The 25323-nt window shown below is 68.2% G+C and carries 22 protein-coding genes; 5 read left to right on the forward strand and 17 right to left on the reverse strand.

Translation table 11 applies throughout. The features are described 5' to 3' along the window. Nucleotides 1–12: 12 nt before the first annotated feature. Genes G6N61_RS11735 through G6N61_RS11775 form a run of 9 tightly spaced genes read right to left on the reverse strand, consistent with a single transcriptional unit; the run spans nt 13 to nt 10658 of the window. The gene (locus G6N61_RS11735; RefSeq protein ID WP_163918682.1) at nt 13–1245 is read right to left on the reverse strand and encodes a lipase family protein; all 1233 of its coding nucleotides are present in this window, start codon (nt 1243–1245) and stop codon (nt 13–15) included. Continuing rightward, complete coding sequence (locus G6N61_RS11740) at nt 1245–2513, reverse strand: acyltransferase family protein (protein WP_163918683.1); 1269 nt, start codon at nt 2511–2513, stop codon at nt 1245–1247. Before G6N61_RS11740 ends, G6N61_RS11735 begins: the two co-directional genes overlap by 1 nt. Continuing rightward, the gene (locus tag G6N61_RS11745; RefSeq protein WP_163918684.1) at nt 2510–3754 is read right to left on the reverse strand and encodes a lipase family protein; all 1245 of its coding nucleotides are present in this window, start codon (nt 3752–3754) and stop codon (nt 2510–2512) included. Before G6N61_RS11745 ends, G6N61_RS11740 begins: the two co-directional genes overlap by 4 nt. Further along, entirely contained in the window at nt 3755–4657 is a 903-nt protein-coding gene (locus G6N61_RS11750; protein WP_163918685.1) for a sialate O-acetylesterase, read from the reverse strand. Next, complete coding sequence (locus G6N61_RS11755) at nt 4644–5867, reverse strand: lipase family protein (RefSeq protein ID WP_235887498.1); 1224 nt, start codon at nt 5865–5867, stop codon at nt 4644–4646. Before G6N61_RS11755 ends, G6N61_RS11750 begins: the two co-directional genes overlap by 14 nt. Nucleotides 5868–5895: 28 nt before the next feature. After that, a complete protein-coding gene (locus G6N61_RS11760) occupies nt 5896–7173 on the reverse strand; it encodes a lipase family protein (protein WP_235887499.1) in 1278 nt (425 codons plus the stop codon). Beyond that, on the reverse strand, nt 7170–7880 hold the full coding sequence (locus G6N61_RS11765; protein ID WP_163918686.1) for a YveK family protein: 711 nt from the start codon (nt 7878–7880) through the stop codon (nt 7170–7172). Before G6N61_RS11765 ends, G6N61_RS11760 begins: the two co-directional genes overlap by 4 nt. Beyond that, nucleotides 7877–9121 carry an alpha/beta fold hydrolase gene (locus tag G6N61_RS11770; protein ID WP_163918687.1) on the reverse strand — a complete coding sequence of 415 codons (1245 nt, stop codon included), beginning with the start codon at nt 9119–9121 and terminating at the stop codon, nt 7877–7879. Before G6N61_RS11770 ends, G6N61_RS11765 begins: the two co-directional genes overlap by 4 nt. Before the next feature lie 4 nt (nt 9122–9125). Continuing rightward, nucleotides 9126–10658, reverse strand: coding sequence for an AAA family ATPase (locus tag G6N61_RS11775; RefSeq protein WP_163918688.1), 1533 nt, complete (start codon nt 10656–10658; stop codon nt 9126–9128). Between the two features lie 187 nt (nt 10659–10845). On the opposite strand from G6N61_RS11775, the gene G6N61_RS11780 reads away from it, so the two are divergent. Together G6N61_RS11780 and G6N61_RS11785 are read left to right on the forward strand one after the other, a co-directional pair. Next, a complete protein-coding gene (locus tag G6N61_RS11780) occupies nt 10846–12207 on the forward strand; it encodes an O-antigen ligase domain-containing protein (protein ID WP_163918689.1) in 1362 nt (453 codons plus the stop codon). A 100-nt stretch (nt 12208–12307) separates the two neighbouring features. Next, on the forward strand, nt 12308–13801 hold the full coding sequence (locus G6N61_RS11785; protein WP_163918690.1) for a cellulase family glycosylhydrolase: 1494 nt from the start codon (nt 12308–12310) through the stop codon (nt 13799–13801). Nucleotides 13802–13818: 17 nt separating this feature from the next. Here G6N61_RS11785 and G6N61_RS11790 read toward each other — a convergent pair whose 3' ends face one another. From G6N61_RS11790 to G6N61_RS11815, 6 genes are read right to left on the reverse strand one after another with little or no spacing between them, the layout of a single operon-like run. Continuing rightward, the gene (locus G6N61_RS11790; RefSeq protein WP_163918691.1) at nt 13819–14958 is read right to left on the reverse strand and encodes a glycosyltransferase; all 1140 of its coding nucleotides are present in this window, start codon (nt 14956–14958) and stop codon (nt 13819–13821) included. Beyond that, entirely contained in the window at nt 14955–16124 is a 1170-nt protein-coding gene (locus G6N61_RS11795) for a lipopolysaccharide biosynthesis protein (RefSeq protein WP_235887500.1), read from the reverse strand. The genes G6N61_RS11790 and G6N61_RS11795 overlap by 4 nt, the downstream gene beginning before the upstream one ends. Beyond that, complete coding sequence (locus tag G6N61_RS11800; RefSeq protein ID WP_163918692.1) at nt 16117–17244, reverse strand: glycosyltransferase family protein; 1128 nt, start codon at nt 17242–17244, stop codon at nt 16117–16119. Before G6N61_RS11800 ends, G6N61_RS11795 begins: the two co-directional genes overlap by 8 nt. Further along, complete coding sequence (locus G6N61_RS11805; protein ID WP_163918693.1) at nt 17244–17924, reverse strand: acyltransferase; 681 nt, start codon at nt 17922–17924, stop codon at nt 17244–17246. Before G6N61_RS11805 ends, G6N61_RS11800 begins: the two co-directional genes overlap by 1 nt. Further along, complete coding sequence (locus G6N61_RS11810) at nt 17921–18886, reverse strand: GDP-mannose 4,6-dehydratase (protein WP_163918694.1); 966 nt, start codon at nt 18884–18886, stop codon at nt 17921–17923. The genes G6N61_RS11805 and G6N61_RS11810 overlap by 4 nt, the downstream gene beginning before the upstream one ends. Beyond that, nucleotides 18883–20037 carry a glycosyltransferase gene (locus tag G6N61_RS11815; RefSeq protein WP_264077017.1) on the reverse strand — a complete coding sequence of 385 codons (1155 nt, stop codon included), beginning with the start codon at nt 20035–20037 and terminating at the stop codon, nt 18883–18885. The genes G6N61_RS11810 and G6N61_RS11815 overlap by 4 nt, the downstream gene beginning before the upstream one ends. A 204-nt stretch (nt 20038–20241) precedes the next feature. On the opposite strand from G6N61_RS11815, the gene G6N61_RS11820 reads away from it, so the two are divergent. Genes G6N61_RS11820 through G6N61_RS11830 form a run of 3 tightly spaced genes read left to right on the forward strand, consistent with a single transcriptional unit; the run spans nt 20242 to nt 22812 of the window. Beyond that, entirely contained in the window at nt 20242–21879 is a 1638-nt protein-coding gene (locus G6N61_RS11820; protein ID WP_163918696.1) for an acyl-CoA carboxylase subunit beta, read from the forward strand. A 31-nt stretch (nt 21880–21910) separates the two neighbouring features. Beyond that, nucleotides 21911–22183 carry an acyl-CoA carboxylase epsilon subunit gene (locus G6N61_RS11825; protein ID WP_235887502.1) on the forward strand — a complete coding sequence of 91 codons (273 nt, stop codon included), beginning with the start codon at nt 21911–21913 and terminating at the stop codon, nt 22181–22183. Next, entirely contained in the window at nt 22180–22812 is a 633-nt protein-coding gene (locus G6N61_RS11830; protein ID WP_163918697.1) for a Maf family protein, read from the forward strand. The genes G6N61_RS11825 and G6N61_RS11830 overlap by 4 nt, the downstream gene beginning before the upstream one ends. A 99-nt stretch (nt 22813–22911) precedes the next feature. Here the strand turns inward: G6N61_RS11830 and G6N61_RS11835 are convergent, their stop codons facing one another. Both G6N61_RS11835 and G6N61_RS11840 read right to left on the reverse strand, forming a co-directional pair. Beyond that, nucleotides 22912–23901 (reverse strand): NAD-dependent epimerase/dehydratase family protein, encoded by a 990-nt coding sequence (locus G6N61_RS11835; protein ID WP_163918698.1) that lies wholly within the window; start codon nt 23899–23901, stop codon nt 22912–22914. Continuing rightward, on the reverse strand, nt 23894–25252 hold the full coding sequence (locus G6N61_RS11840) for a nucleotide sugar dehydrogenase (protein WP_163918699.1): 1359 nt from the start codon (nt 25250–25252) through the stop codon (nt 23894–23896). Before G6N61_RS11840 ends, G6N61_RS11835 begins: the two co-directional genes overlap by 8 nt. Nucleotides 25253–25323 lie beyond the last annotated feature (71 nt).

Consider the following 25323-nt stretch of genomic DNA (forward strand, 5'->3'; position numbering starts at 1 on the left):
GACATGGCGCGATCAGCGGCAATCGTTGGTCGCCGGCCTGCCCGCGAAGCGTTCGAGGATCCATGACAGAGCCCGGGCGAAGTCGATGTCGCCGTGGCCCTTGTCCGACTGCAGGTCCCACTCCACGTTGCCGCCCAGCGCGCAGGCGCGCGCTATCGCGTCGGTGGTCCACTGCGGGTCGATGAGCGTGTCTGCGCCGCCGTACACCACGTACATCGGGGCCGACAGCGGTTCCTGCGGCAGCGCCCAGCGGGCCAGGTGCCCCCGTAGCCGGTCCGCCGCCTCCGGTGTCGCGGGCTTGATGTCCTGTGGCGCCAGGGTCGCCGAGGCCGCAGGTCGCTGCTCGACCAATGGTCCCGAACACGCCGTGAGGACGTCCCACGACTGCGCCACCGCCCCTCGCCGGTAGTCGTCGCGGTTCACGTCGGGGAACCTGCGCGCCAGCGACTCGACCAGCAACGTGAACGCCAACCGCTGGTCCTGGGTCAGGGTGCCCGCCTGCGCCTTGTCGACGAAGCCGCTGACGTCGGCGGCGGGTGCGAGCGCGACCGCGCCGACGAGATCGAGTTCGGGCGCATACGGTTTGGCCTGTTCGTCGGCGGCCCAGGCGGCGCCACCGCCTTGCGAATGGCCGAGCGCTGCCCAGCGGGTCGAGACGTTGGCGAAGGTGTGCCGCAGGGCGCGGACGGCGTCGACGAGGTTGAGCCCTGCCGTCTTCGCGTCGGTGTAGGGGTGCACGCCGGGCGCACCCAGGCCCTCGTAGTCGGGCATGACGACGGCGAAGCCCTTGCCGGTCAGCCCGGCGACCACGCCTGCGGTGCCCATCAGGTTCGGCGACGCCGACGGTCCGCACGGTTCGTCGATCCCGGTGGTGCCGTGACCGAACGCCACGACCGGCCAGCCGCCGTCGGGCGGCGCGCCGAGCGGGACGAACACCGCGCCGGACACGACGGTCGAGGATCCGTCGTCGCCGGAGGTGGAGCGGTACACGACGCGCGCGGACTGCTGGCGCAGACCCTCGGGACTGGCGGCGAGCCCTGGCATGGTGACCGCGCTCACCAGGGAGCCGGGCCCGGTTCCGGAGAGGTCGGCGTTGGCGATCGGCACCGTCTGCGCCCCGGAACGCGAGAGCGTGCCGACGAAGTCGGTCGCCACGTTCCACGACACGGGGAGCGAGAGGCCGACTGCGACGACGGCGACCGCTGCGGTCAGTGCGACGGCGACCGTCCGCAGCGTCTTGCGCATCATCCCATTCCGTACCGGTATCGCCTCGCCCAGTTGACGATCGGCTGTTCGACGGCGTAGTAGGTCACGGTCGAGACCAGCAGGGTCACGCACAGCCCGATCGCCACGTTGTAGAGCATCCCGCCGAGGCTGTCACTGCCCATCAGGCCCCAACGACCGAACAGGAGCATCACCGGGAAGTGCCACAGATACGCCGACAAGGAAACCTTACCGACGAATCGGAAGGGCAGCGTCTCCAGCAGGGTGGCGATCGCGGACTTCTCCCCGCGCATCAGCGGCGCGACGATCACCAGGATGGCCAGCGCGGCGAGCACGGCGACGGCACTCACGCCGAAGAGCGCGAAGACGCCGCCGGCGCCCAGCAGGCCGGCGCACACGACGCAGGCGGGGACGATGGCGGTCCAGGAGGCCGCGCGCACCCGCCGACTCCACGATTCGCGGAGCGCGCCGCGTTCGATGGCCACCACGACGACGGCGGCCAGCATGCCGAATGCGAAGTTGTCGGCGCTGGCGACGAAGCTGCGCAGGAACACCGCGACCCAGTTCGATCCCCAGTCGACCAGCAGCGGGTCGGTGACGTCGAAGCGCGCCATCAGCAGGGGCACGGCGAGCTTGCCCGAGAAGCCGATGGCGATCAGCAGCAGCGGCGCGACCAGGGCGATGCGGTACGGCTGCATCGACGTGCGCTTGCGAACTGCGAACAGCAGCATGCCAAGCAGGGGCAGCGACGCGTAGAAGGCGAACTCCAGGGTCAACGACCACGACGGGTTCAACCCGGTCTGGAAGTACTGCGGCAGGTAGGAGTGCACGAGGGTGAGGTTCGCGATCAGCTGCCACGGGTCGGTGATCGTGCCGGTGCCCGCGTCACTGCGCGGCGGCTGCATCGCGGCGTTCTCGAGGTAGGCGACGCTGAAGACGTAGTTCACCAGCAGGAAGATGGCGAGGTAACCCGGCATGATGCGGGCGACCCGGTGGATGGTGAAGTTCTTGGTGCTCGGCAGCGTGGCGGCGGCCCGGTCGGCGACCAGACTGCGGACGTAGGGCAGGAAGAGCAGGAATCCGGACAGCACGTAGAAGAAGATCAGCCCCATGCCGAAGAGGTTGGTCTTGTACGTCGAGGCGGTGTCCGGTGAGTAGTGGGCGCTGATGTGCATGATCGCGACGCCGAGACACGACAGCCCGCGGGCACCGTCGAGACCGATGAGCCGCCGCTTGGCTGAGACCGGTGGTTCCGTGGCGACGGCGCCGCGGGTGTCGTGGGCGGTCATTGCGGTGCTTCGAGCACTACCGTCGGCTCGACCGGCCCGATGAACGCTGGGCAGTCGTTGCGCGCTGGCTCACCAGCAAACCGCTGGTTGATCCATGGAAAGGCAGATCCGCCGTCCACGTCGGCGTGGCCCCTGTCGGGCTGCAATTCGATTTGAATGACGTCACCCTTCCGACATGCCTCGTCGAGGGCTCGATCAGTCCACACGGGCGGCACCAGTTGATCCTGACCACCATAGACGATGAGGATCGGCGCGGTAGCTGGAACCCGCGGAAGAGACATGGATTGCAGACGCTGCCGCAGCGCTTCTGCAGCTTGCGGGTCCGACGGCCGGAGGTCTTCGCTGGTTACCTCGTTCGCTAGCCGGTCTCGCTCCACCGTCGGGGGCCCCTTGCAGGCCATGAGCACGTCCCACTCGTCCTTGGCCACGCCGCGGCGGTAGTCGTCCAACGGGAAGTCGGGCGACTCCGCCGCGAGGGCACCGAGGACCTGCAACCACGCGAGCCGTTGCTCCGAGGTCAACGTGCCATCGACGGCGGCATCGACGAACCCGTCGATCGCCAACGGCGCGGAGTAGCTAGCCGTCCCGACCAGCTGCAGCTCGGGGGCGTAGCCGGCCGCGAGTTCGTTGGCAGCCCACGCGGCCTGCCCACCCTGGGACCCACCGAAGGCCGCCCATCTGGTGGACGCGTCCGGCACAAGCTTGCGGGCGGCCCGGACCGAGTCGATGAGGTTCTGTCCCTCGGTGGTGGCGTCGAGGTAGGGGTGGTACGTGTCGTCCTTGCCCAAGCCCTGATAGTCGGACACCGCGACCACGTAGCCCGCCTTCACCAGACCCGTCACCGTCTGGGACATGCCCAGCAGCATGGGGTCGAGCGAGGGGGCGCACTCCGGGCGCGTGCCGGTGGTCGGGTGCCCGTAGGCGATGACGGGCCAGCCTCCCTCCGGGGCGGTGCCGCCCGGGGCGAAGACCGTCCCGGTCACCTCCTGGATGCTTCCGTCGATGCCAGACGTCGAGAGGTAGGTGATCCTGGCCGCGACCGAGGAGGCGGCGCTGAGACGGCGGTCGACGGTCGGCATGGTGGTCGCCGAGAGCAGCGAGCCTGCCTCTGTGCCACCGAACTGCCCTGGCAGCTCGAGGCCGGTCGGGGGCGTCGACGACCGGTCCGGAGCGTCGTCGCCGCAGCCGGTTGCGAGCAACGACACCGCGGCCACGCAGGCGAACAGCGCGCGTGCGCGCATCTACCGGCCTTCCCCGACGGCAGCGGCCCGGTAGCGGGCCAGGTCGTCCGCGCACATGGTCCGGTAGGCGGTCCACATGCGTTCGCCGAGTTCACGCAGCCCGGCAGCGTTGTAGTGCCGGTCCTCGTCGCTGTTGATCGCACCGCGCGGCCCTGGCACGAATGCCGTGCGGGCGTGCCGGTTCGGGGTGTCCTGGTGCACGGCGTCGATCCCGGCGTACGGCTTGCCGCTGCGTTCCATCTCCTCGGCGACCATCTGGCCGAGCAGCACGGGCGTGCCGGTGCCGTACCTCGAGCGCAGGTCGCCGATCAGCCGGTCCAACTTCTCGCGGTACGTCGACGGTGCCATCAGGGGCACGTCGGTCTCGCCCTGGTGCCACAGGACCGTGGCGACCTCGCTACCGGGGTAGCGGGCCAGTGCCGCGTCGATGGCGGCCACGCCTTGGCGGTACAGGTTGACCCGGGTCTTGGTGTCGTCGACGTCCCAGGTGTACCAGTTCTTCGGCGTGAACGAGGTGTCGCCGCGGGCGCCGGGAATGAGGAGCACGGCGCGGCCGGTCTCGTCGGCCAGCCGCTTGGCGAAGGTGACGCCGAAACCGACTCGGCGAGAGGGAATCTCGTGGAACAGGGGGTCGACGCCGAGGACTGCCGTCCCCTTGGACGGACCGGACATCGCCCACTGGTGCACCGAGGGGTGCGGGCGGTCGAGACCGTCGGGGTCCAGCGGAAGCCCCATCCCGAATGCGTTGGACTGACCCAGGATCGGCACCACGAGGTACGGCGCCGCGGGCGGGTCCACCGGCACCCCGGGTTTTGCGATCCGGCGTTTGACGATGCACTTGGCCTGGATCAGCAGCCGTTGCCGGAGCGGGCCGTCGCCGTCGGGGTTCCTACGCGCATTCATTGGCCACCGGCCTTCCCTCGAATCGATCGTCGAGCCATGTCAGCCCGTTCGCCCAGTCCACGTCGCCGTGACCGGCCAGCGGATCCTCGCGCCAGTCGACCACCCCGCCGAGCGCACACGCGCGCGCTATCGCGGCCCGTGTCCAGGCTGGGTCGATGAAGGTGTCGTCGGACCCGAACTCGACGTAGAGCGGCGCGGACAGCGGGCGTTGCGGCAGTGCCCAGGCGGTGAGATACCCGCGGAGCAGGTCCGCCGCCGCATCGGAACTCGGCGTGAAGTCGTTCGGGCCCAGCGCCTTCATGGCGTCGGTGCGGTCGTGGACGTCGGGACCGCCACACGACGAGAGGACGTCCCAGTATCGGACGGCCGCACCGTGCCGGTAGTCGTCGAGGTTCAAGTCCGGGTGCAGGCGCGCCAGGGAGTACAGGATGCCCTGCAGCACCGGGCCCTGGTCGATGGTCAGTGTTCCGGCGACGGCCTTGTCGACGAGCCCGGCGACGTCGGCTGCCGGTGAAAGACCAACGGCGCCAACCAGATTCAGCTCCGGTGCGTAGACGGCGGCCTGTTCGTCGGCGGCCCAGGCCGCTCCCCCGCCCTGAGATCCGCCCATGGCGGCCCAGCGATCGGACACGCCGTCGAACGTGCGGCGCAGCGCGCGTACGGCGTCGATCATGTTGAGGCCCGCGGTCTTCGCGTCGCTGTACGGGTGGACACCGGGCGCGCCGAGGCCCTGGTAGTCGGCCATCGCAACCGCGTAGCCGCGGTTGATGAACCCCTGCACGGCGTCGACCTGGCCCAGCAGCGTGGTGGACAGGGATGGCCCGCATCGCTCCTGCCAGCCGAGCGTCCCGTGGCCGAACGACACGATCGGCCACCCGCCGGGCGGTGGCGGCTCGATCGGGGTGAATACCGTGCCCGACACCACCGTCGGCGCGCCGTCGTCACCCGAGGTGGAGCGGTACAGCACCCGCGCGGACCGGATGGACCGGCCGAAGTTGGTGCGGTCGAAGTCCGGCATCTTCACGGCACTCACCAGGGAGCCCGGCCCGGCGTCGGTGAGGTCGGCGGTGCTGATCGGTTCCGGGGCGTCCGCTGCCGTTGCGTCCGTACCCTTCCCGCCGCTGCGTCCCACGAGCAGGATCGCGGTGACGGCGACCACGACTACCAGCAGCAGCGGCACCGCGATCAGCAGGACGCTCCGACGCGTCACCGGGCACCGGGCCCGGGGGCGCCTGCCGTCACTGCTCGTACCACTGCTTGGGACTCAGCGGCAGCACCGGTCCGTCTGGAGCAGTGCAGGAGTCGTTGGGGGCGGTGTTCGCGAAGCGCTGGTTCACCCACCCAAGGGCGACGGCGCCGTCGATGTCGTCGTGACCCCGCCCCGGTGCGGAGTACGCCTCCATGACGTTGCCCATCTCGCATGCCCGCCGTACGGCGTCGACGGTCCACTGGGGTGCGACGACCTTGTCCATGTCGCCGAACAGGACCAGCATCGGGGCGTTGGCCTTGACCTTCGGCAGGCTCATCTCGGCCAGGTACTGCCGGAGCAGGTCGGTGGCTTCCTCGCTGGAGGGACGCAGATCGTCGGGTGTCACCTGGAGGGTGACCGCGGTGCGCTCGGCCACGAGCGGACCGACGCAGGCGGACAGCACGTCCCACTTCTCGGCGACGACGCCGCGACGGTAGTCGTCGAGGTCGAGGTCGGGGTGTTCCTCCTTGAGGGCCACCAGCACCCACTGCAGCGCCGAGGCCTGCTCGGGCGTGAGCGTGCCTGCCACCGCGGAGTCCGCGAGACCCACGACGTTGGCGGCGGGTGCGACGCTGGCCGACCCGACCAGGTCGAGGCCCGAACCGTAGCTGCCGGAGAGTTCGTTGGCGGCCCATGCGGCCTGCCCGCCCTGCGACGAACCGAAGGCCAGCCACCGGTTCGAGGCGTCGGGTACCAGTTTCCTGGCGGCGCGCACCGCGTCGATCATGTTGTAGCCGACGGTCGTCGAGTCCAGGTATGGGTGGTAGGTGTCGTACATCCCGAGGCCCTGGTAGTCGGGCAGGGTGACCAGGAAGCCGGAATTGATGAGCGTGGCAACGGCTTCCGACGCCCCGAGCAGGTTGGGCCACAGCGAGGGGCCGCAGTCGTGCTGGATGCCGGTGGTGCCGTGCCCCATGGCGATGATCGGCCAGCCTCCCGGCGGCGGTCGACCCTTGGGCACGAAGACCGAGCCGGAGACCACCTGGCGGCTGCCGTCGATGCCCGACTTCGACTCGTACTCCACGCGGGCGGCGAGCGAGGAGACCTTGAGGATGCGCCGGTCGACGGTGGGCAGCGTCGTGGCCTTCTGGAGCGTGCCGCCACCGGAGCCGCCGAAGTCGCCGGCCACGGGTACGCCGGACATGCTCGAACCCTCGGACCGTGGCGGTGGCGGGGGCGGGGCGGCGGCCTCGGTGCATCCGCTCACCAGCGACGCGCACAGCGCCACGGCGGCGACGACGCCGGCGACCGACCTCGTGATCGTCACGATCTGCCCTCTTCGATCGTCGAATCCCCCGCGACGTACTCGATCTGGTCCCGGTTGAGGACGCGGTCACCGAACGCGCCCACCGCCAGCAGGGCGAGCGCGCTGAGTGCCAGACCCCACGCCGCACCGACGCCGGCGGCCGACAGCAGCGACTCGGTCACCCGCGGGGCCGCCTTCGCCTCGTCGACGAGTACCAGCCCGGGCCCGGACTCGGACTCGTCCCACTCGAGTTCCTCCGACGCCGCGATCAGGTTGCGCGTCACGGCATTCGCGACGTCCACGGTGCGGTCGGGGTCGTCACCGCTGACCTTGACGTCGAGCAGCACCGACAACGGATAGGAGAAGCGCGAGAGAGTGTCCGGGGTCGAGGTGGTGGTGATGTGCTCGGCCAGTTCCTCGGGAGTCTCGGTGAGCCCCAGTTCGTCGATGGTCCGCTGCGTCACGATCGTGGACGTGGCCAACTGCGCGTAGGTCTGGATGCGGACGCTCGCGCCACGGTTGCCCTCGTAGGCGGCGTGCGTCTGGGCGTCGCCGGGCACCACCGCGAACACCCGGGTGGTGGCGACGTACTCGGGGTCCTGCAGGTAACGCGCGACGAGGACGCCCGCACCGGCGGACAGCAGTGTCGCGCACACGATCACGACCCACCCGCGGGCCAGCATTCGCAGGTAGTCGCGAATGCGCGGGACGCCGGCGGGTGGCTTCACGCCTGACCCGTGCAGGAGTTGGGGATGTCCTGACCGGTGAGCCGGTCGCGCAGCCACGGGAGCCCGTAGGTGCTGTCGAGGTCGCTGTGTCCCTGGCCGATGCTCTTCTCGATCTGGATGTGATCGCCCTGCGCGCATGCCCGGGACACGGCCTGCTCGAACCAGGCGACGTCGACGAGCGTGTCCTGCGTACCGTAGACGACCATCATCGGCGTCGTCAGCTTGTTCTGCGGCAGAGCCATCTGCGCCAACAGGTCCCGCAGCCGGTCACGGTCGGCCGGGGTCTCGGGACGCAGATCGGAGTTCTGCATCTTCGACCGCACCCGCAGGATGTCGTCGATGTCCGGCGGGAGGCAGTCCAGCAGCGCATCCCAGTTGGCCGCGGTGTAGCCGCGGCGGTACCGGTCGAGGTCGAGTTCGGGGTTCGACCACTTGAGCGTCTGCAGCACGAACACCATGGCCACGCGCTGGTCGGCGGTCAGCGTCCCGTTCCACGCGGCGTCGGCCATGCCTGCCATGTCGGCGGCAGGCGCCATCGACAGCGTGCCCATCAGATCGAGGCCCTGGCCGTAGACGCCTGCACGGTCGGCGGCCGCCCACGCGGCCATGCCGCCGAGGGAGTGACCGAAGGCCACCCACTGCGTGCTGAGGTCGGCGCCGACGCGCCGAGCCGCGCGCACGGCGTCGATCATGTTGTTGCCGAACGTCTTCGAGTCGAGGAACGGGTGGTAGTAACCCGGCACGCCGAGACCCTGGTAATCGGTCATCGTCACCGCGAAGCCGTTGAGGATCATCGCCTGCATCATGAAGCCGTTGCCGGGCAGCGTCGGGAAGCGACTGGGCGCGCACTTCTCCAGCACGCCGGTGGTGCCGTGACCGAACGAGATCACGGGCCAGCCGCCCTTGGGCGGCGTTCCCGGCGGGATCGCCACGACACCGGACACCTCGGTCGGGCTGTCGTCGATGCCGGAGGTGGATCGGTACACCACCCGCGCGTAGGTCGCGTTCGCGTCCTCGAGTTCCTCGCTGCCGTGCATCACCTCGACCGACACCAGCGATCCGGGTCCGTCGTCGGTCAGGTTGGGGGCGCCGAGTTCGACGGCGCCACCGAATGCGGGCTCGAACGTCTTCACCTTCGGCGTCTGCTCCGCCGGCGGCGGGGAGGCCTCGCGGGTGACGGGCGTACAGCCCGCGGCCACCGTCAGTGCGACGACGGCCGTGGTCAGGATTCGCCAGGACACGAAGTCACCTACCTTCGCGTTTGGCACCGGACACCCGGTGCACCCCCGCCTGATTGATGGCCCCCGGCTGGCTGATCGCCTCGGTGGCGGCGTCGCCGTTCCCCCTCGGGCTGGGCGCGTCGGCCGCGGCCTGCTGCCGATTCGGCTTGGGCGACACCAGGTTCCGCGGAGCATCCGACGACGGCTTCGACAGCTCGCGCTTGTGGCCGGGCTCGCAGGTGACGACGGTGCCGAGCAGTGCCGCGTTCGCGGCCTCGAGCACCTGCAGCGCGGTGCGCAGCGGCTTGGTCTTGGTGTGGCCGATGCGGGCCAGCACGATGGCACCGTCACCGATCGCCGCGACGGCGGCGCCATCGGAGACCGTCGTCAGCGGCGGGGTGTCGATCACGACGTAGTCGTACGCATCGCGCAACTCGTCGATCAGCCGCGCGGCGTTCTCGTCACCCCACAGCTGGCGGCGCGAGGTCGGCGAGGGTCCGGCGGGCAGGAGCGCGAACGGTGCGCCACCGGGTGACGGGATCACCGCGGCGGCCACGTCGTGGTCACCGGCGAGCGCCGTGCCGAGTCCACGCTGAGCGGCGCGGGACCGGTCGTCGTCGGACAGCCCGAGAGTGGTGGCCAGCGTGGGGTTGAGCATGTCGCCCTCGACCAGCAGCACGGACCGACCCGACTCGGCGAAGGTGGCGGCGAGGTCGATCGCGGTGGTCGACCTTCCGTCGCCGTGCGACGGGCTGGTGACGGCGATGACCTGTGGGCGACGCCCGGCGGGGGTGCGCGCGAACTGCAGGTTGGTGCGCAGCTCGCGGAGTCGCTCCGCGGCCAGCCCGCCGGCCTGGAGGTTCGTCACGGGCACGTCGGCGCGGCGCGGATCGTCGACGAGGTTGCCCAGCGTCCGAGACGGCGCGATCGCGTCGACGTTGTCGCGGGCACGCAGCCGGGAGTCGGCGGCGCCGAGGAGCGTGGCGAGCAGGAGTCCGACGACCAGACCGCCGGCAGCACCGAGCCCGATGAGCGTCAGCAAAGACATGCCCGCCACTTCGGTCGGGTAGTTCGCGTCGTCGAGCAGGATCGCTCCGGCAGCGGGCGTGCCGCCGCGGCGCGAGGTCTCGAGTTCGCTGACGAGCTGCACCAGCTGGTCGGCGACGGCGTTGGCATACGTTTGCGCGAGGCCGGGGTCCGGGTCGGTGACCGAGATGTCGAGCAGCACGGTCTTGGGCAGCGGTGTCGCGGTGATCTTGGAGCGCAGCGCCTCGGGGCTGATCGGCATCTTCAGCTGGTCGACGGCACGAGCCGCGACCTGCTCACTGGTGGCCAGGCCTGCGTAGGAAACGACGCGCTCCTGCGAGAACAGGTTGTTCTGGTAGGCGTCGCCGACGGAGGTACCGCTCTGGGTCGTGACGAACAGCCGTGCGGTCGACTGGTACTCGGGAGTACTGAACAGCGTGGTGGCGTAGCCAACGCCCGCCCCAATGAGGACGGCGACCAGGACGAGCCACCAGAACCGCCGAAAGGCCCGTAGATAATCCCCGATCGCCAACGGGATCTCCATTCCCTTAGTAGTTTGCCGCAACCCGCTCACCATAGCCGCAGAGGCGGCATAAAGCACACCACCGGCTCGTCACGTCTAGTTGCATTCAGCGAACACAACGTCGACTATTGATTCCGTGAGATGGCCGGTGCAGTCGCATTCAGAACTGTTGACGGGCATAGCCATTGTAGTCGCGGTGCCGATCGTTGCAGCTCTGGCGATCAGCGGCGGCACCAAGGCGATGCTTGCCGTGGGCGGGCTCGCTGCTGCCGCGATCGGCGTCTACGTGGGCATCCGGCACCCCCAGTGGCTCGCCTGGGGGCTTGCTGCGGCCCTGGGCTTCATGCCCTTCGGCTACTTCCCCGGCATCCATCTGCCCATGTACCTGCCCTTTGCGGGCGGGGTGGTGTTGGCGGCGATCGTCCACCGTGGCGGCCCCGCGGTCTTTCACCCCTTGGAAAAGGCCCTAATCGTTTTCGTCCTCGTCTCCGGCGTGTCATTGATCTTCACCGGGCGAACTGTCGTCGACGTCGGAGAATTCATCAAATGGTCAGTTGCCACACTCACCGTCGTGGCATTGCTGAGGTTCCCTCGTGACGTGCTGGCCAAGTTCGGCCGCATCTACGTCTACTTTGCGGCGCTCAACGGTCTCTTCGGCATCATCGTCGTCGCCGCCGACCCGACGCACAGGTTCATCAAGGCGTTCAGCGCCTTCGGCTACGGCCTCGTCGAGACCGGCCGGTTCGTCTACACCGACGAGGGCGCGCAACGCTTCGCCCGCCTCGGCGGCCTCTGGGTCGACCCCAACATGGCAGGCGTCGGGCTCACGATCGCGCTCGCCGTCGGAGTCCTGCTGCTGACCGGCCCGTTGCGCGTGGGTGTCGTCACCATCCTGTCGGTGGCCATTCTGCTGACGCTGAGCCGCGCGGCGATCTTCAGCGTGCTGGTCGGCGTCATCCTGGTGCTGCTCTTCCACGGCATGCGTGCCCGCAACCGCGCGCTCGTCCTCGGCGCCATGGGTGCGGTGGCAGCGGGTGCGATGCTCACCCCCGCCGTGCGTACGCGCCTGTTCAGCTCGTTCAGCTCCGACGACGTCGGCAGTTCGGCACGTGGTGACGCGCTGCGGGCCTTCCCCGGCCAGATGGCGGGGCACTGGCCGTTCGGCCTTGGCTGGGGCCGGCCCGAGTTCAAGGACGGCAACACCGCGTTCACGCTCAACTTCGTCGCCAACGTGCCGCTGATCACGATCTACCGCGCCGGCCTCATCGTCGGGTTCGCCTTCCTCGTGGTGCTGGCCATCGGATGCATCATGAGTTCGCGCGCCATCCGCGGCGACTCCGGGGCGCGTGCCCTCTACGGCGGCATCTTCATCGGGGTGTGCCTGGTGGCCCTGCAGCTCGACCACATGGTGGCAACCATTCAGCAGGTGACCCTGATGTTCTCGATCCTGCTGGTGTTCCTGGTCGTCGTCGATCAAGATCAAAAATCTTCACGACACGCGCAGACCGCGGCCGAGGAACCCGTCACGAACCGGTCATACTCTCCATTGCTCCGTTGATTCGCACGGGGTTTCGCAGAGGCGGGTTGCGCCAGGAAGCCTGAGGTGATCCGTGCGTCGCCCCACCCGCCGACCGCGACACCGAATCGTTCTCCGGAGTGTGGCGACGCTGGCGATCGCACTGCTGACCGTGGCAGGCATCTGGTCGGCGCCGTCGACCCCACACCCTCGCATCGTCGAGGTCGCGGGCTCGAGCCGAATCACCCCGTCCCCCACCACCATCGGCTTCCACGACCCCGAGGTCTACTTCGGCACCGATGCCACGGTCGCCCAGACCTTCGACAAGATGGTCGAGGCGGGCGTCGAGACCGTGCGCCTCATGATTCCCTGGGCGGGGGTCGAGCAAGTCCAGGGCCGGTTCGACTGGACCAACGTCGACCGCACGATCGACGCGGCCCAACGCCGGAACATGGCGGTGCTCGGGATCATCAACTCGACACCTGCGTGGGCCGTCGCGCCGGGCGCCCCAGCCATCACCGGCCGCCCCGCCTCGGCTGCGCAGTACGCCGCCTTCTGCGAACAGGTGGCGACCCGCTACAGGGGCACGGTGTCGGCGTATGAAATCTGGAACGAACCAAACGGCTCACAGTTCTACGCGCCGACGCCCGACCCGGCCGGCTACACGGAACTGCTGAAGGCGGCCTACCCGAAGATCAAGGACGTCGACCCGAACGCCACCGTCATCGGCGGCGTACTGGGATCGGTCATCGACTGGGGCACCTGGCTGGTCAACCCCGTCACCTTCCTGCAGAAGATGTACGCCGCGGGCGCGAAGGGATCGTTCGACGCACTGTCGTTCCACCCCTACCAGTACACGCTCAAGTTCTCCGAGGGCTTCCCGGTCGCCAACTCACCCATGAACCAGGTGATCGCGATGCGTCGGCTCATGCTCGCCAACGGTGATGCGGCGAAGAAGATCTGGGGCACCGAGTACGGCGAACCGATGACCGCCGCCGACGACGCCACACAGGCCGCCTTCATCAAGGACCTGCTGACGAAGTGGCAGGAGATGCCGTACGCGGGACCGATCATGATCCACACCACCCGCGACCGCAAGACCGGCAGCACCGATCCGGAGGACGTGTTCGGCGTGTACCGCACCGACTGGTCCGCCAAGCCCAGCCAACAGGTCATCTCCGACGCCGCCACCGCCGGCATCCCGAAAACTGCTGAGTTCCAACGGTTCAGCGCCATCACCGAGCCGTCCTACGGCGAGGTGCTCAGCCCGGTCTATCGCGCGACGCCGGCGGTCTGGGCACAGGCCCGAACCGCGAGCACGCTGTACGAGACCCCCACCGGCATCATCGCCTCGCCCAACGCCGTCGCAGACAAGGCCCGACAGTACGGCGTCGTGCCGAAGACCCAGTTCGCCAACGGATACCAGGACATGGACTCGCCGTCGGGCATGCGGGTGTGGTGGTCAGCCGCAACGGGGGCGTTCGCCGTCGGTGGCGGCATCGTCGAGGCGTGGACGCCGCAGCTCGGGCTGGCCCTGTCCGACGAGGTGCGCGACGGCTGGGGCGTGCGGGTGACGTTCGAACACGGCTACATCACCTGGCAACCGTGGGTCGGCGCCAAGGCGTTCTACACCTGACGTCCGACCCGGCCCCCTCAGCGGCCGAGGCCGGCGTGGACGAGGCCCTCGACCGCCTTCTGCGGACGCTTCTGCTCCCAGTGATTTCGGTTGACCTCGTAGAGATCGTTGCCGACCTTCACGGCGGCGTCACGGTCGAGCAGCATCCGTCGGCACTCGGCGACGAAGTCGTCGTCGTCGTCGAACGTCGGCATTCCGAAGAGCGTGCGCAATGACCCGACCGCCGGACCGCTGCCGACCACCGGTAGGCCCTGGCTCGCGGCATCGAGGAGCTTCACGCGCACGCCGCCGCCGGTCTTGATGGGCGCCATCAGCGCCCGGCACGTCTTGAGGAACCCGGGCAGGTCGTCGACGAACCCGAGATCCCGTACGCCGGCGGGGTAGACGGGATCGGTGGACCCCGTCTTCTTCGCACCCACGATAACGAGTTCGGCAGCCGGGATGCCCTCGGAGATCCGCGGCCACAACCGCAGCGCGACCAGGAACGCCTCCTGGTTCGGCGGCCAGTCCCGGCCACCCAGGAAGACCAGCCGGCGGCCGGTCTGCGACACGTCGATCTGCTCGATCGGCGGCAGCGTCACCTCCATGAAGCGCGCGCCGGGAACGCCGTTGGCGCGGTACATCTCGGCTTCCTCGATCTCGTAGCACCCCACCGCGTTCGCCAACTTCGCCACCCGCAGCTCGTCGCGCAGCAGCCGCGGCGCCTCGATCTTGCCGAGCATCCCACGCGTCGACAACCACACCTGCGACTCGGTGTTGATCGTGTTGATGACCATGCCCTTCTTACCGAAGTGCTTGCTGCGGATGAAGGATTCGGCCATGTAGTTGTGCTCGCAGAAGAACACGTCGTCGTCGCTCGCCTCGATCGCCGTGAGCAGCTCGTCGGTGTCGAAGCGCACGTGCACCAGGCTGCGCCGGTGCCGCAGCGCGCCGGTCAGCAGCGCCACCTTGTTCACCGGGTGCTGCACGATGCGCTGCAGCTTGAGCCCACCCTTGACGACGTCGACAACCGAGTCGCCAGGAGGCTCGTCGGAGAGGCAGATGGCGCGGATGTCGAACGACTCCGCCGCCAGGCGCAATGCCACTCGCGCGAGTTCGACGTCACCGCCGTGTTCGGTCACCGGGTCCTTCGACACCAGGAATACGACTTTCGTCATGAGCGGGAATCCGCCTTTCGTCGGTAGATCGCCAAGAGATAGATCACGAGCAGGATGGCGTCGGTGGCCACCGTCGCGATGGCCGCGCCGATCGCCCCGAACTGCGCAAGGGCCGCGACGGCGCCGAGCTTCACCGGCACCAGACCCAGGTTGGCGCTCAGCCGGACGACGTCGCGCCGCTGAGCGTAGAGAATCACTGCCAGAACCGAACTCATCGTCCGCATCGCACAGAAGGCGGACATGATGAGCATGGCGACGCCGAGTTCAGTGGGCGCCGGGGTCAGCAGCAGCACGATGCCGGTGATGACGACCAGTCCCCCGGTGCCCAGCCCGAGCAGCACGATGTGCTTCAGCGACGGGCCGGTCGAGAGGTCACCGCCGCTGCGGCGCAACGGTTCGTTGTAGGTCATGGCGAACGACTGCCCGATCGCTGCCAGCGCGACGGTCACCGTCACCGTCAGCGCGTAGTAGCCGACCGTCGTGTCGTCGGTGAGGAAGCCGAGCAGCAGCACGTCGCCCTGTAGGTAGAGGCACATGCCGAGCATCTCGCCGACGAGCGCGAGGATCAGCTTCGGCGGACCGGGCACGCCGGGTCGGTGACCCCAGACGCGGCGCGCGGCGAGCACGAGCACCACCAGGTAGGGCGAGCAGTAGAGCAGGCTGGCCACCTGCAGGCTGGGGTCGTCGACCCCGAACAGGTAGCTGCCCGCGATCGCGACGCTGGTGATCTGGCGGATGGTGTCCATGCGCCAGGTGAGCTGAGGGTGCCCGTCCCGAAAGTGCTGGCTCTGAAAGGACTTGAACACCATCTCGCCGCCGGCGATGGCGAGGCCGAACCAGGCAATGTAGTTGACCTCGATCAGGCAGGCGCCTGCAATCATCAGCGTCAACCCGAGCAGGAACCTGCTGGTGCGCTCGGCCTGGAAGTGCTCGTCGGCCTCGCGCATCGCGCGCACGTTGAACGGGTTGTCCAGCGGCGGGCCGACGACGGCCGACAGCGCGAAACCCATGCCGTACCTGCCGTAGTCGCCGACGCTGAGCTTGCCGACCAGCGCCAGTGTCCACAGCATGCCGATGCCCCGGCCGCCGTACATCCATCCCACGGCGATCAGCGTCTTGAAGATGTTGCGCGGGGCAGCCGCGCCCGGCGTCGAGGTGTCAGTCACTTCCGTGCTGACGGCCCAGGATCTTCGACCACGCCGCCACGAAGGCCTCGGCCGTCCGCGGTGTCGACCGCTCCTCGCGAGTGCGGTCGGCGTGCTTGCCCAGTTCGGTGACGCGGGCATCGTCGTCGACGAAGGACGCGATCGCCTCGGTGAAGCCGGGCGGCAACGCCTTCGGGTCGCCCTCGCCCATCGGCACCACCACCGCACCGGTCTCGGGGCCGAACTCGGCCAGCGATCCGTAGCCGGTGGCGATGATCGGGGTGCGGTACGCCAGGGCGTGCGCCGCCACCGACGACGCCGGGAAGGTGTCTGCGTAGAAGTGCCGCTTGCCGTAGGGAATCACGATGGCACGCACGGACTCGAAGAACGCGTCCTCTTCGGCTCCGTCGACCCCGCCGACGATCTCCACGCCGTCCATGCGTGGCAGCGCCTCGGTGCCGCGGCCCGCGACGCGGATCAGGATGTGGTCCGGCAGTTCCTTGCGGATCTGCTCGATCTGGTCGAAACCCTTGCCGCGGTAGACGAGTCCGAAGAACCCGATCGCCTTCGGCCGATCCTCGGCCGGCTTCACGGTCGGCTTCTCGGCGACCCGGTACGGCACGTAGTGGGTGTGCGAGTTCGGGTACACCTGGTCGATGGACGCCTGGCCGGTCTTGCTCAGCGCGAAGATGTCGCGTCGTCCGTTGACCCGTCCCTCGAGCCACCGCGAGAAGGGCCGCAGCGGGTAGTGGAAGCCGTGCATTAGCAGCTTGTGCTTCCCCACGAACCGGGTCCGGGCGATGAACCACAGCGCCTGGGGCGGGTCGTGCGCCGTCAGCGTGACCGGAATGCCCTTGAGACCGGCGATCGACCAGAACGGCGACAACATGCCGCACCCGATCTCGGAGTGCACCAGCACCTTGCCTGCCGGCCACGAGTCCACCAGGCTCCGGATCTGCCTGCGCACGTTGCGAACGTCGGCCCAGGTCTCGTCACCGGGTCCCGAGACCCGTACGCCCGCAACGTCACCGAAGTGCGGACGGAAGGCGGCGATCAGGTCCTCGGTGTAGTCGCCGATGGCGGTGACGTGGTTGCGCGGCCCGACGTAGATCAGGCGGTATTCCTTCAGGTCGACCGCCATCAGAAGAACAGCGGGCGGTAAGGGCTGCTGTACTTCAGCGCCTCGGGGTTGCGCTTGGTCAGCACCTTGGCGGGCACGCCGCCGACGACCTCGAGTTCCTCGATGTCCTTGGTGACCACGGCGTGTGCCGCCACCACCGCGCCGCGCTTGATGTGCGACGGCAGGATCATCGCCCGGCTGGCGATCCAGACGTAGTCCTCGATGACGGTCGGGATCGGCATGGGGAGGAAGTCAGGGTGGTTGATGTCGTGGCCGCCGCCCAGGATGTGGGTGTCGCTCGCGATGTTGACGTTGTCGCCGATCGAGATGCCTGCCCGCGAATCGAGGAAGCAGCGGAAACCGATGGTGGTGTAGTTGCCGATCGTGAGGAATTCGGGATCGAACACCGTGACACCGCGCATGAGCGTGGACTTCTTGCCGATCGTGGTGCCACCGACTATGCGCAGGAAGTTCTGCCGCACGAAGTGCGACGGGATGTAGGTGACCAGCATGTTGAACAGGATGGTGGCGATGCGGTTTCGGGCCTTGCGCGCGAACGTCATCCCCTGCATCTTGTAGGCCACGACGCGGCCGTCCGGGCCCACTTCCCACTCGGGGTCCGGCGGCAACTTCAATCCCGGTGCGGCGGCCAGCTTCCTGGCCCGGTCTTCGGGATCTGCCTTGAACGGTTCTGGAATCACGCGTCTCGCTCCTGGAGTAGATCGGAATCGACCATGCTGACCACTATTTCGTGGAAGGACTTGGTGGGCTTCCAGTTCAGGAGGTCCCACGCCTTCGTCGCGTCACCGACCATGGCGGGCCGGTCGGCGGGGCGGATCAGACTCTCGTCGGTGACCACCCTGTCCTGCCAGTCGCTGATGCCCGCTGCGGCGAAGGCGATTGCGACGAAGTCGGCTATCGAATGTGCCTGCCCGGTGGCGACGACGTAGTCGTCACCCACGCCCCGCACTGCCATCGCGTACATCGCATCGACGTAGTCCGGGGCCCAACCCCAGTCGCGCTGCACGCTCACGTCACCCAGGGTCAAGCCGGCCTGCCTGCCCGCGGCGATCCGCGCGACGGCCTTGGTGATCTTGCGCGTCACGAACCGCTCGGGCCGCCGCGGCGACTCATGGCTGTAGAGGATCGCGTTGGCGGCCTGCAGGCCCCGGGCGCGGTAGATCTGGCACAGGTGATGGCCTAGCGCCTTGCCCGCTCCGTAGGGCGACGTTGGTGCCACGGCGGTGGTCTCGGTGTCCACGCCGCCCGGCGATCCCGCGAAGATCTCCTGGCTGGAGGCGTTGACGACGGTGATCTGCTCGCCGGTGCGGTCCTGGGTGCGCAGGCAGGCGTCGAGGATCGCGGCCGTGGTGAGTGCGTTGACCTCGGTGGCCTGTACCGGGTCGGCCCAGGACGCCGCGACCGACGACATCCCCGCGAGGTGGAACACCATGTCGGGTTCGATGTCGTCGAACAGAGCGGCGACCGCGTCCGTCCGCGTCAGCGCCGCCTCGTGCATGGTCACCTCGGGCCGAACCTCCGCGGCGTGAGCGAGCGAGCGCGTGATGCCGTGCACCCGGACGCCTTCGGCCAGAAGCAGTTCGGTGAGGTAGTGCCCGTCCTGTCCGGTGATGCCCGTGACGACGGCAGTCCTGACCGTCATGAGGGACGGGCCGCCAGCTCGTCGACCGCCGCGTGCAGGGCCGCGGAGTAGCGCTCCTCGGTGAACTGCTCGACGTGGAGCTTGACCTTGTCCGGGTCGAACGACGAGTTCTCGAACCGGTCGAGTGCCTCGGAGATCGACGCGGACTCCGGACTGTCGAAGTAGACGCCCGTGATGCCCTCGGCCACGGTGTCGAGGAAGCCGCCCCACCGCAGCACGACGCTGGGCCTGCCCCAGACACCGGCCTCGATGGGGGTCAGGCCGAAGTCCTCGTAGCTCGCTGCGACCAGCGCGCGACTGTGCTGGTAGAGCCAGGACATCTGAGCGTCGGTCAGATCGGACAGCATCAGCACGTTCGGCGTCTTCGTCGCCGCGATGCGTTCGGCGTCGGGACCGCGCCCGACCACGACGAGGCGTTGCGGCCTGCCCGCAAACGCCCCGACCACGGCGTCGACGTTCTTGTACGGGAGCAGACGCGAGACGCAGAGGTAGAAGGCCTCGTCGGGATCCTCACCGCCCAGCCAGTCAACGAGTTCGGGTACCGGCTCGGTGGCGCCCGAACGCGTCATCGCGACCGGCGACGGCAGCACGTCGGCGGAGATTCCGTAGGCGTCGGCGATGCGCTGCTGGATCACGGTGGACACCGCGAGGTAGCGGTCGCACGACGCGGCGGCGCGACGATCCCAGGCCCGCAGGTAACCCGACGTGGCGGCCAACACGGCACGCTTTGCCAGACCTGCGTCGTCGCCGAGGTACTTGTCCTGGAAGTATAGCCAGCGCGCCGGCGAGTGGCAGTGCACCAGCTTGCGGCCGGTGGTCTGGAACCCGTGCGCCCACCCGCTGGAACTGGTCACGACCACGTCGGCGTCGATCTTGATCGAGTTCGCGGCCAGCGGCAGGATCGGCAGCGCCGCGCGGTGGTACCTGCGGAAGAGCCCGATGCCGTTGATGCGAGATACGCGAATGTCGCGCTCAGCGAATTCCGGATAAGTGTTCTCGGGGTCGTACAGCAACGTATAAATCGGCGCATCCGGAAAGGCGCGGCTCATCGAGAGCACTACCTTCTCCGCACCGCCGCGTTGCGTCAGATAATCGTGCGCAATCGCTACGCGAGGTGCGTCAGAGCCGCTTGAAGCACGGTCTTGACGCACAGCGGAGTTCCTTCCGAAATTCTTTGTTCCGAGGTTGCCACGGCGTGTCGTTGGAGGCGCGCCGAATGCTGGATACATGAAACAGCAAAAAGGGTTTGACGACAACTCCCGGCAAACTTTCGCAGGTGGGATCGGTGCGCCGCCAGCGGCGCGCGGTGCAGCCGATTGAGTCATCGCCGGAGCCAGTCGATAGCATCCCTAGTCATGACGAGCGTTGCGGGGACTTCTCAGCCGGCCGAGAGCCACGAGATCGACATCCACACCACCGCGGGCAAGCTGGCCGACCTGCGCAAGCGCGCCGAAGAGGCGCTGCACCCGGTCGGCGAGACAGCCGTCGAGAAGACGCATGCCAAGGGCAAGCTGACCGCGCGTGAGCGCATCCTCGCCCTGCTCGACGAGGGTTCGTTCGTCGAACTCGACGCGCTGGCACGGCATCGCAGCACCAATTTCGGCCTACAGCAGAACCGTCCGGTCGGCGACGGCGTCGTCACCGGCTACGGCACGATCGACGGCCGTGACGTCTGCATCTTCAGCCAGGACGCCACGGTGTTCGGCGGCAGCCTCGGCGAGGTGTACGGCGAGAAGATCGTCAAGGTGCAGCAACTGGCCATCAAGACGGGCCGCCCTCTGATCGGCATCAACGACGGAGCAGGCGCTCGCATCCAGGAGGGCGTGGTCTCGCTCGGCCTGTACAGCCAGATCTTCCGCAACAACATCCTGGCCTCGGGCGTCGTGCCGCAGATCTCACTGATCATGGGCGCAGCGGCCGGTGGGCACGTCTACTCCCCCGCGCTGACCGACTTCGTGATCATGGTCGACCAGACCAGCCAGATGTTCATCACCGGCCCCGACGTCATCAAGACCGTCACCGGTGAGGACGTCACGATGGAGGAGCTGGGTGGCGCGCACACCCACATGGCGAAGTCGGGAACCGCGCACTACGTCGCCTCCGGCGAGCAGGACGCCTTCGACTACGTCCGCGACCTGCTGTCGTACCTGCCCAGCAACAACTACGCCGACGCGCCGCGCTACCCGGCCCCGCCGCACCCGGGCGCCATCGAGGACAACCTCAACGAGGAAGACCTCGAACTCGACACCCTCATCCCCGATTCGCCGAACCAGCCGTACGACATGCACGAGGTCATCTCGCGCATCCTCGACGACGACGAGTTCCTCGAGGTGCAGGAGGGTTACGCCCAGAACATCATCGTCGGCTTCGGCCGCGTCGACGGTCGTCCGGTGGGCATCGTCGCCAACCAGCCGACGCAGTTCGCAGGCTGCCTCGACATCAACGCCTCGGAGAAGGCCGCGCGGTTCATCCGCACGTGTGACTGCTTCAACATCCCGATCGTCCTGCTCGTCGACGTGCCCGGGTTCCTGCCGGGCACCGACCAGGAGTTCAACGGCATCATCCGGCGCGGCGCCAAGCTGCTGTACGCCTACGGCGAGGCGACCGTCGCGAAGGTCACCGTCATCACCCGCAAGTCCTACGGCGGTGCCTACTGCGTCATGGGGTCCAAGGACATGGGCGCCGACGTCGTCGTCGCGTGGCCGTCGGCACAGATCGCCGTCATGGGCGCCTCGGGTGCTGTCGGGTTCGTCTACCGCCAGCAGCTCAAGCAGGCCGCTGCCGAGGGCCAGGACGTCGACGCGCTCCGTCTGCAGCTGCAGCAGGAGTACGAGGACACGTTGGTGAACCCGTACATCGCCGCCGAGCGCGGCTACGTGGACGCCGTGATCCCGCCGTCACACACCCGCGGCTACGTCGCCACCTCGCTGCGGCTGCTGGAGCGCAAGATCAGCCAGATCCCGCCGAAGAAGCACGGCAACATTCCGCTGTGACCGAGCAGACTCAGTGACCGAGGAGAGTTCCGTGACCGACGAGGCTCCAGTGACCGACGCCAGCGCGCCCGAATACGTCTCCGCGGCAAGCGAACCCGTGATCCAGGTGCTCAAGGGTCAGCCCACCGACGACGAGGTCGCGGCGCTGGTGGCCGTGCTCGCCGGCGCGTCGAACGGCGTCACGTCCGCCGACCTCGAGGCCCACGAGCGGGACCTGTGGGGCCATCCGGTCGACCGGCTGCGCTACTCGATCTTCAGCTGGCAGAAGGTCACTCTGGTGGAACGCATGCACCTGCGTCGATGACGCGGGTCGTGTTGGGCTCGGCCTCCTCCGGCCGGCTCAAGGTGCTGCGCAGCGCGGGCATCGATCCCCTGGTCGTGGTCTCCGGCGTCGACGAGGACGCCGTGATGGCCGCGCTCCCAACCGATTCGAGTCCGGCCGCCGTCACCACCGCGCTGGCGGTCGCGAAGGCGGAGGCCGTCGCGGCGGTCGTGGACCCGGCGGTCGCGGCGGACTGCGTGGTGATCGGCTGCGATTCGATGCTCTTCCGCGACGGCGAACTGTGGGGCAAGCCCGCGACCGAGTCGGCGGCCATTGAGGGTTGGCGAGCGATGGCCGGGCGGTCGGGCCAGCTCTACACCGGTCACAGCGTGATTCGCCTGCGCGACAACGCGATCGCGAGTCAAGCCGCCGATCACACGGTGACGACCGTCCACTTCGGCACCCCCCCGGCCGACGATCTGGCCGCCTACGTCCGCAGCGGTGAACCCGTCGCGGTCGCGGGCGGCTTCACGCTCGACGGTCTCGGCGGCTGGTTCGTCGAGGGCGTCGACGGTGATCCCTCCGCGGTCATCGGCATCGGCCTGCCACTGACCCGGCGCCTGTTCGACCGGGTAGGCCTCACGATCGCCGACCTGTGGCGGGACAACTAGCCAGCCTTCCGCCGCGCCGAACGTAGGTTACCGCCACGGTTTTCGCGCGAAACCGTGACAGAACCCGACGATCGGCGAGAGCACGCCCGGAAACGAGCGCTACATCAACTCGTTGGCGGGCTTGTCGTTGCGGTGCTCGCGGTACCACGCCACCGTGCGCTCGAGGCCTTCGTCGAGGTTGGTCACCGGGGACCAGCCGAGGCCGCGCATCTTCGTGATGTCGGCGCAGCGCCGCGGGGTGCCGCCGTACTGGATGGGGCCGGGGCGGATGTCCAGGTCGACGCCGACGATGGTCCCGATGCGGTGCGCGAGGTCCCGGATCGAGACCTCCTCGTCGCTACCGATGTGGTAGATCTCGCGGTGTCCGCCCTTGTCGTACATCGTGAGGATGCCCTCGACGACGTCGTCGACGTAGCAGAACGACCGCGTTTCACTGCCGTCGCCCTGAATGTCGAACGGCGCCTTGCCTTCTGGGTGGGCATCCTGGGCATCGAGGGCACGCATGATGAACTGCGGCTCGACGTGCTTCCAGCCCATGTTCGGCCCGAACACGTTGTGCGGCCGGAAGACCTGCACCTGCCGGTAGTGCTCGCGACCGTAGTTGAACGCGATCAGCTCGCTGACGATCTTCCCGCCGCCGTAGGAGTACCGGGGGTTGAGGCTGTCGGGCAGCATCAGCGGGATGGTCTCCGGCGTCGGGATGACGGCGGGGGTCTGGTAGACCTCGGCGGTCGAGGCGAACACCAGGTCGGGTACGCCCACGGCGCGGCCTGCGTTCGCGACGGCCATCGCCCCGAGCATGCCGACCTCGAGGACGAGTTCGGGTTGGGTGTAGAAGTTCTCGGTGCCGTTGATCGCTGCGAGGTGCATCACGACCTCGGCGCCGGCGAATGCCTTCTCCAGCGCGGCCTGGTCGCGGACGTCGCAGGTGTGCAGTTCGACGTCGTCGGCGACCTCGGCGAAGCGGCTGGCATCGCCGCGGACCATGTTGTCGACCACCACGACGTCCCAGCCGTCGTGCACCAGGCGCTTGACGAGGTAGGCGCCGATGAAGCCACCGCCTCCGGTGACGACGACGCGCTTACCCACGGAACGGCTCCGCGGCACCCACGGCGCCCGACTTGCCGACCGCAAAGTACGAGTCGCCCAGTTCCGACGGCGGCAGATGGCTGAAGTGGTTCCAGTAGTCGAAGACGAAGCCCTCGGGGTTCATGAATTCCTTCATGGCGCGCGGCGAGATGGTCTTGAGCGACGGGTGGTTGTTGCCGATCACGACGACCGACGCGCCGCTCACCGCGTCACCGAGGCGGCTGAAGTTGCGTTCGTCGGGGAACTCGCTGGCGAGCAGCTCCTGCGGGGTCACCGGGTCGTACACGCCGATCTCGGCCTCGGGATGGGCCTTCTTCAGTGCGTCGAGCACCTTGATCGACATCGAGCCGCGCAGGTCGCTGGTCTCGGGCAGACCCTTGAAGGCCATGCCGACCAGGTTGATCTTCAGCGGGCTGGGCAGCTCACGGCGCTTGATCTCGCTGCTTATGAACGCGACCGTCTCCTCGGGCTGACGCTCGTTGACCACGCGGCCCGCGGCGGTGATCTCCAGATCGATGCCGCGGCTGCGCGCGCTCTCCATCAGGATGTGCGGGTCCTTCTCGAGGCACGGGCCGCCGACGAGTCCGGGGAGCGGAATGTTCGTCCGGTCGTAACCGAGCTTGCCCGAGGAAATGACCTCGTGTGCGCTGACGCCGAACGCATCGCACACTCGGGCGACCTCGTTGGCAAATGCGAACTGAACGTCGCGGAACGTATTGCTGACCAGTTTTGCGATCTCGGCGGTTTCGATGCTGGAAACGAGAACGATCGAATTGGTGAGTTTGCGGAACACCGCCGCGGCGCGGTCGGCAGTGGCCTGATCGTCGGCGCCCACGATTTGGGGTAGCTCACGCAATTCCTGCAATGCCTTGCCCTCGAGGGTGCGCTCGGGGCACATCGCGATGTCGAAGGTCTTGCCGCTGGCCGCCAGGATCGGTGAGACGACGTCGCGCGTCGTCCCGATCTTGACCGTCGAGCGGAGGATGACCAGGGCCCCGTCCTGCATGTTCGAGGCGATGTCGCGAGCGGCGGCCTCGATCATGTCGACCCGGGCGACGCCTTCGGGCGATAGCGGCGTGCCCACGGTGATGATGTAGACGTCACAGCTGAAGCTCTCGTCGAAGCGTTCGGCGGCGACGAGTTTCTTCGACTTGGTGACCCCGGATAGGGCGTCTGGAAGGCCCGTTTCGGTGAAATGCGGAATTCCGGAGTTCGTCATGTCGACGATCTCGGACCGTTTCTCCACACCGATGACCGAGTTACCCGCTTCTGCGAGCACCGTGGCCAAGGTGAGACCGACGTAGCCGAGGCCGACGATCCCGACGTCAAACTTTGCTGGCAAAGCGCTCATTCCTGAGATTCTTACAGGAGTGGGTATGGTGCCGCCAACTCCACGTGAAGTCTGATCCCGATGTGTCGTGT

This window comes from Mycolicibacterium arabiense (genome assembly GCF_010731815.2).
GTDB lineage: Bacteria > Actinomycetota > Actinomycetes > Mycobacteriales > Mycobacteriaceae > Mycobacterium > Mycobacterium arabiense.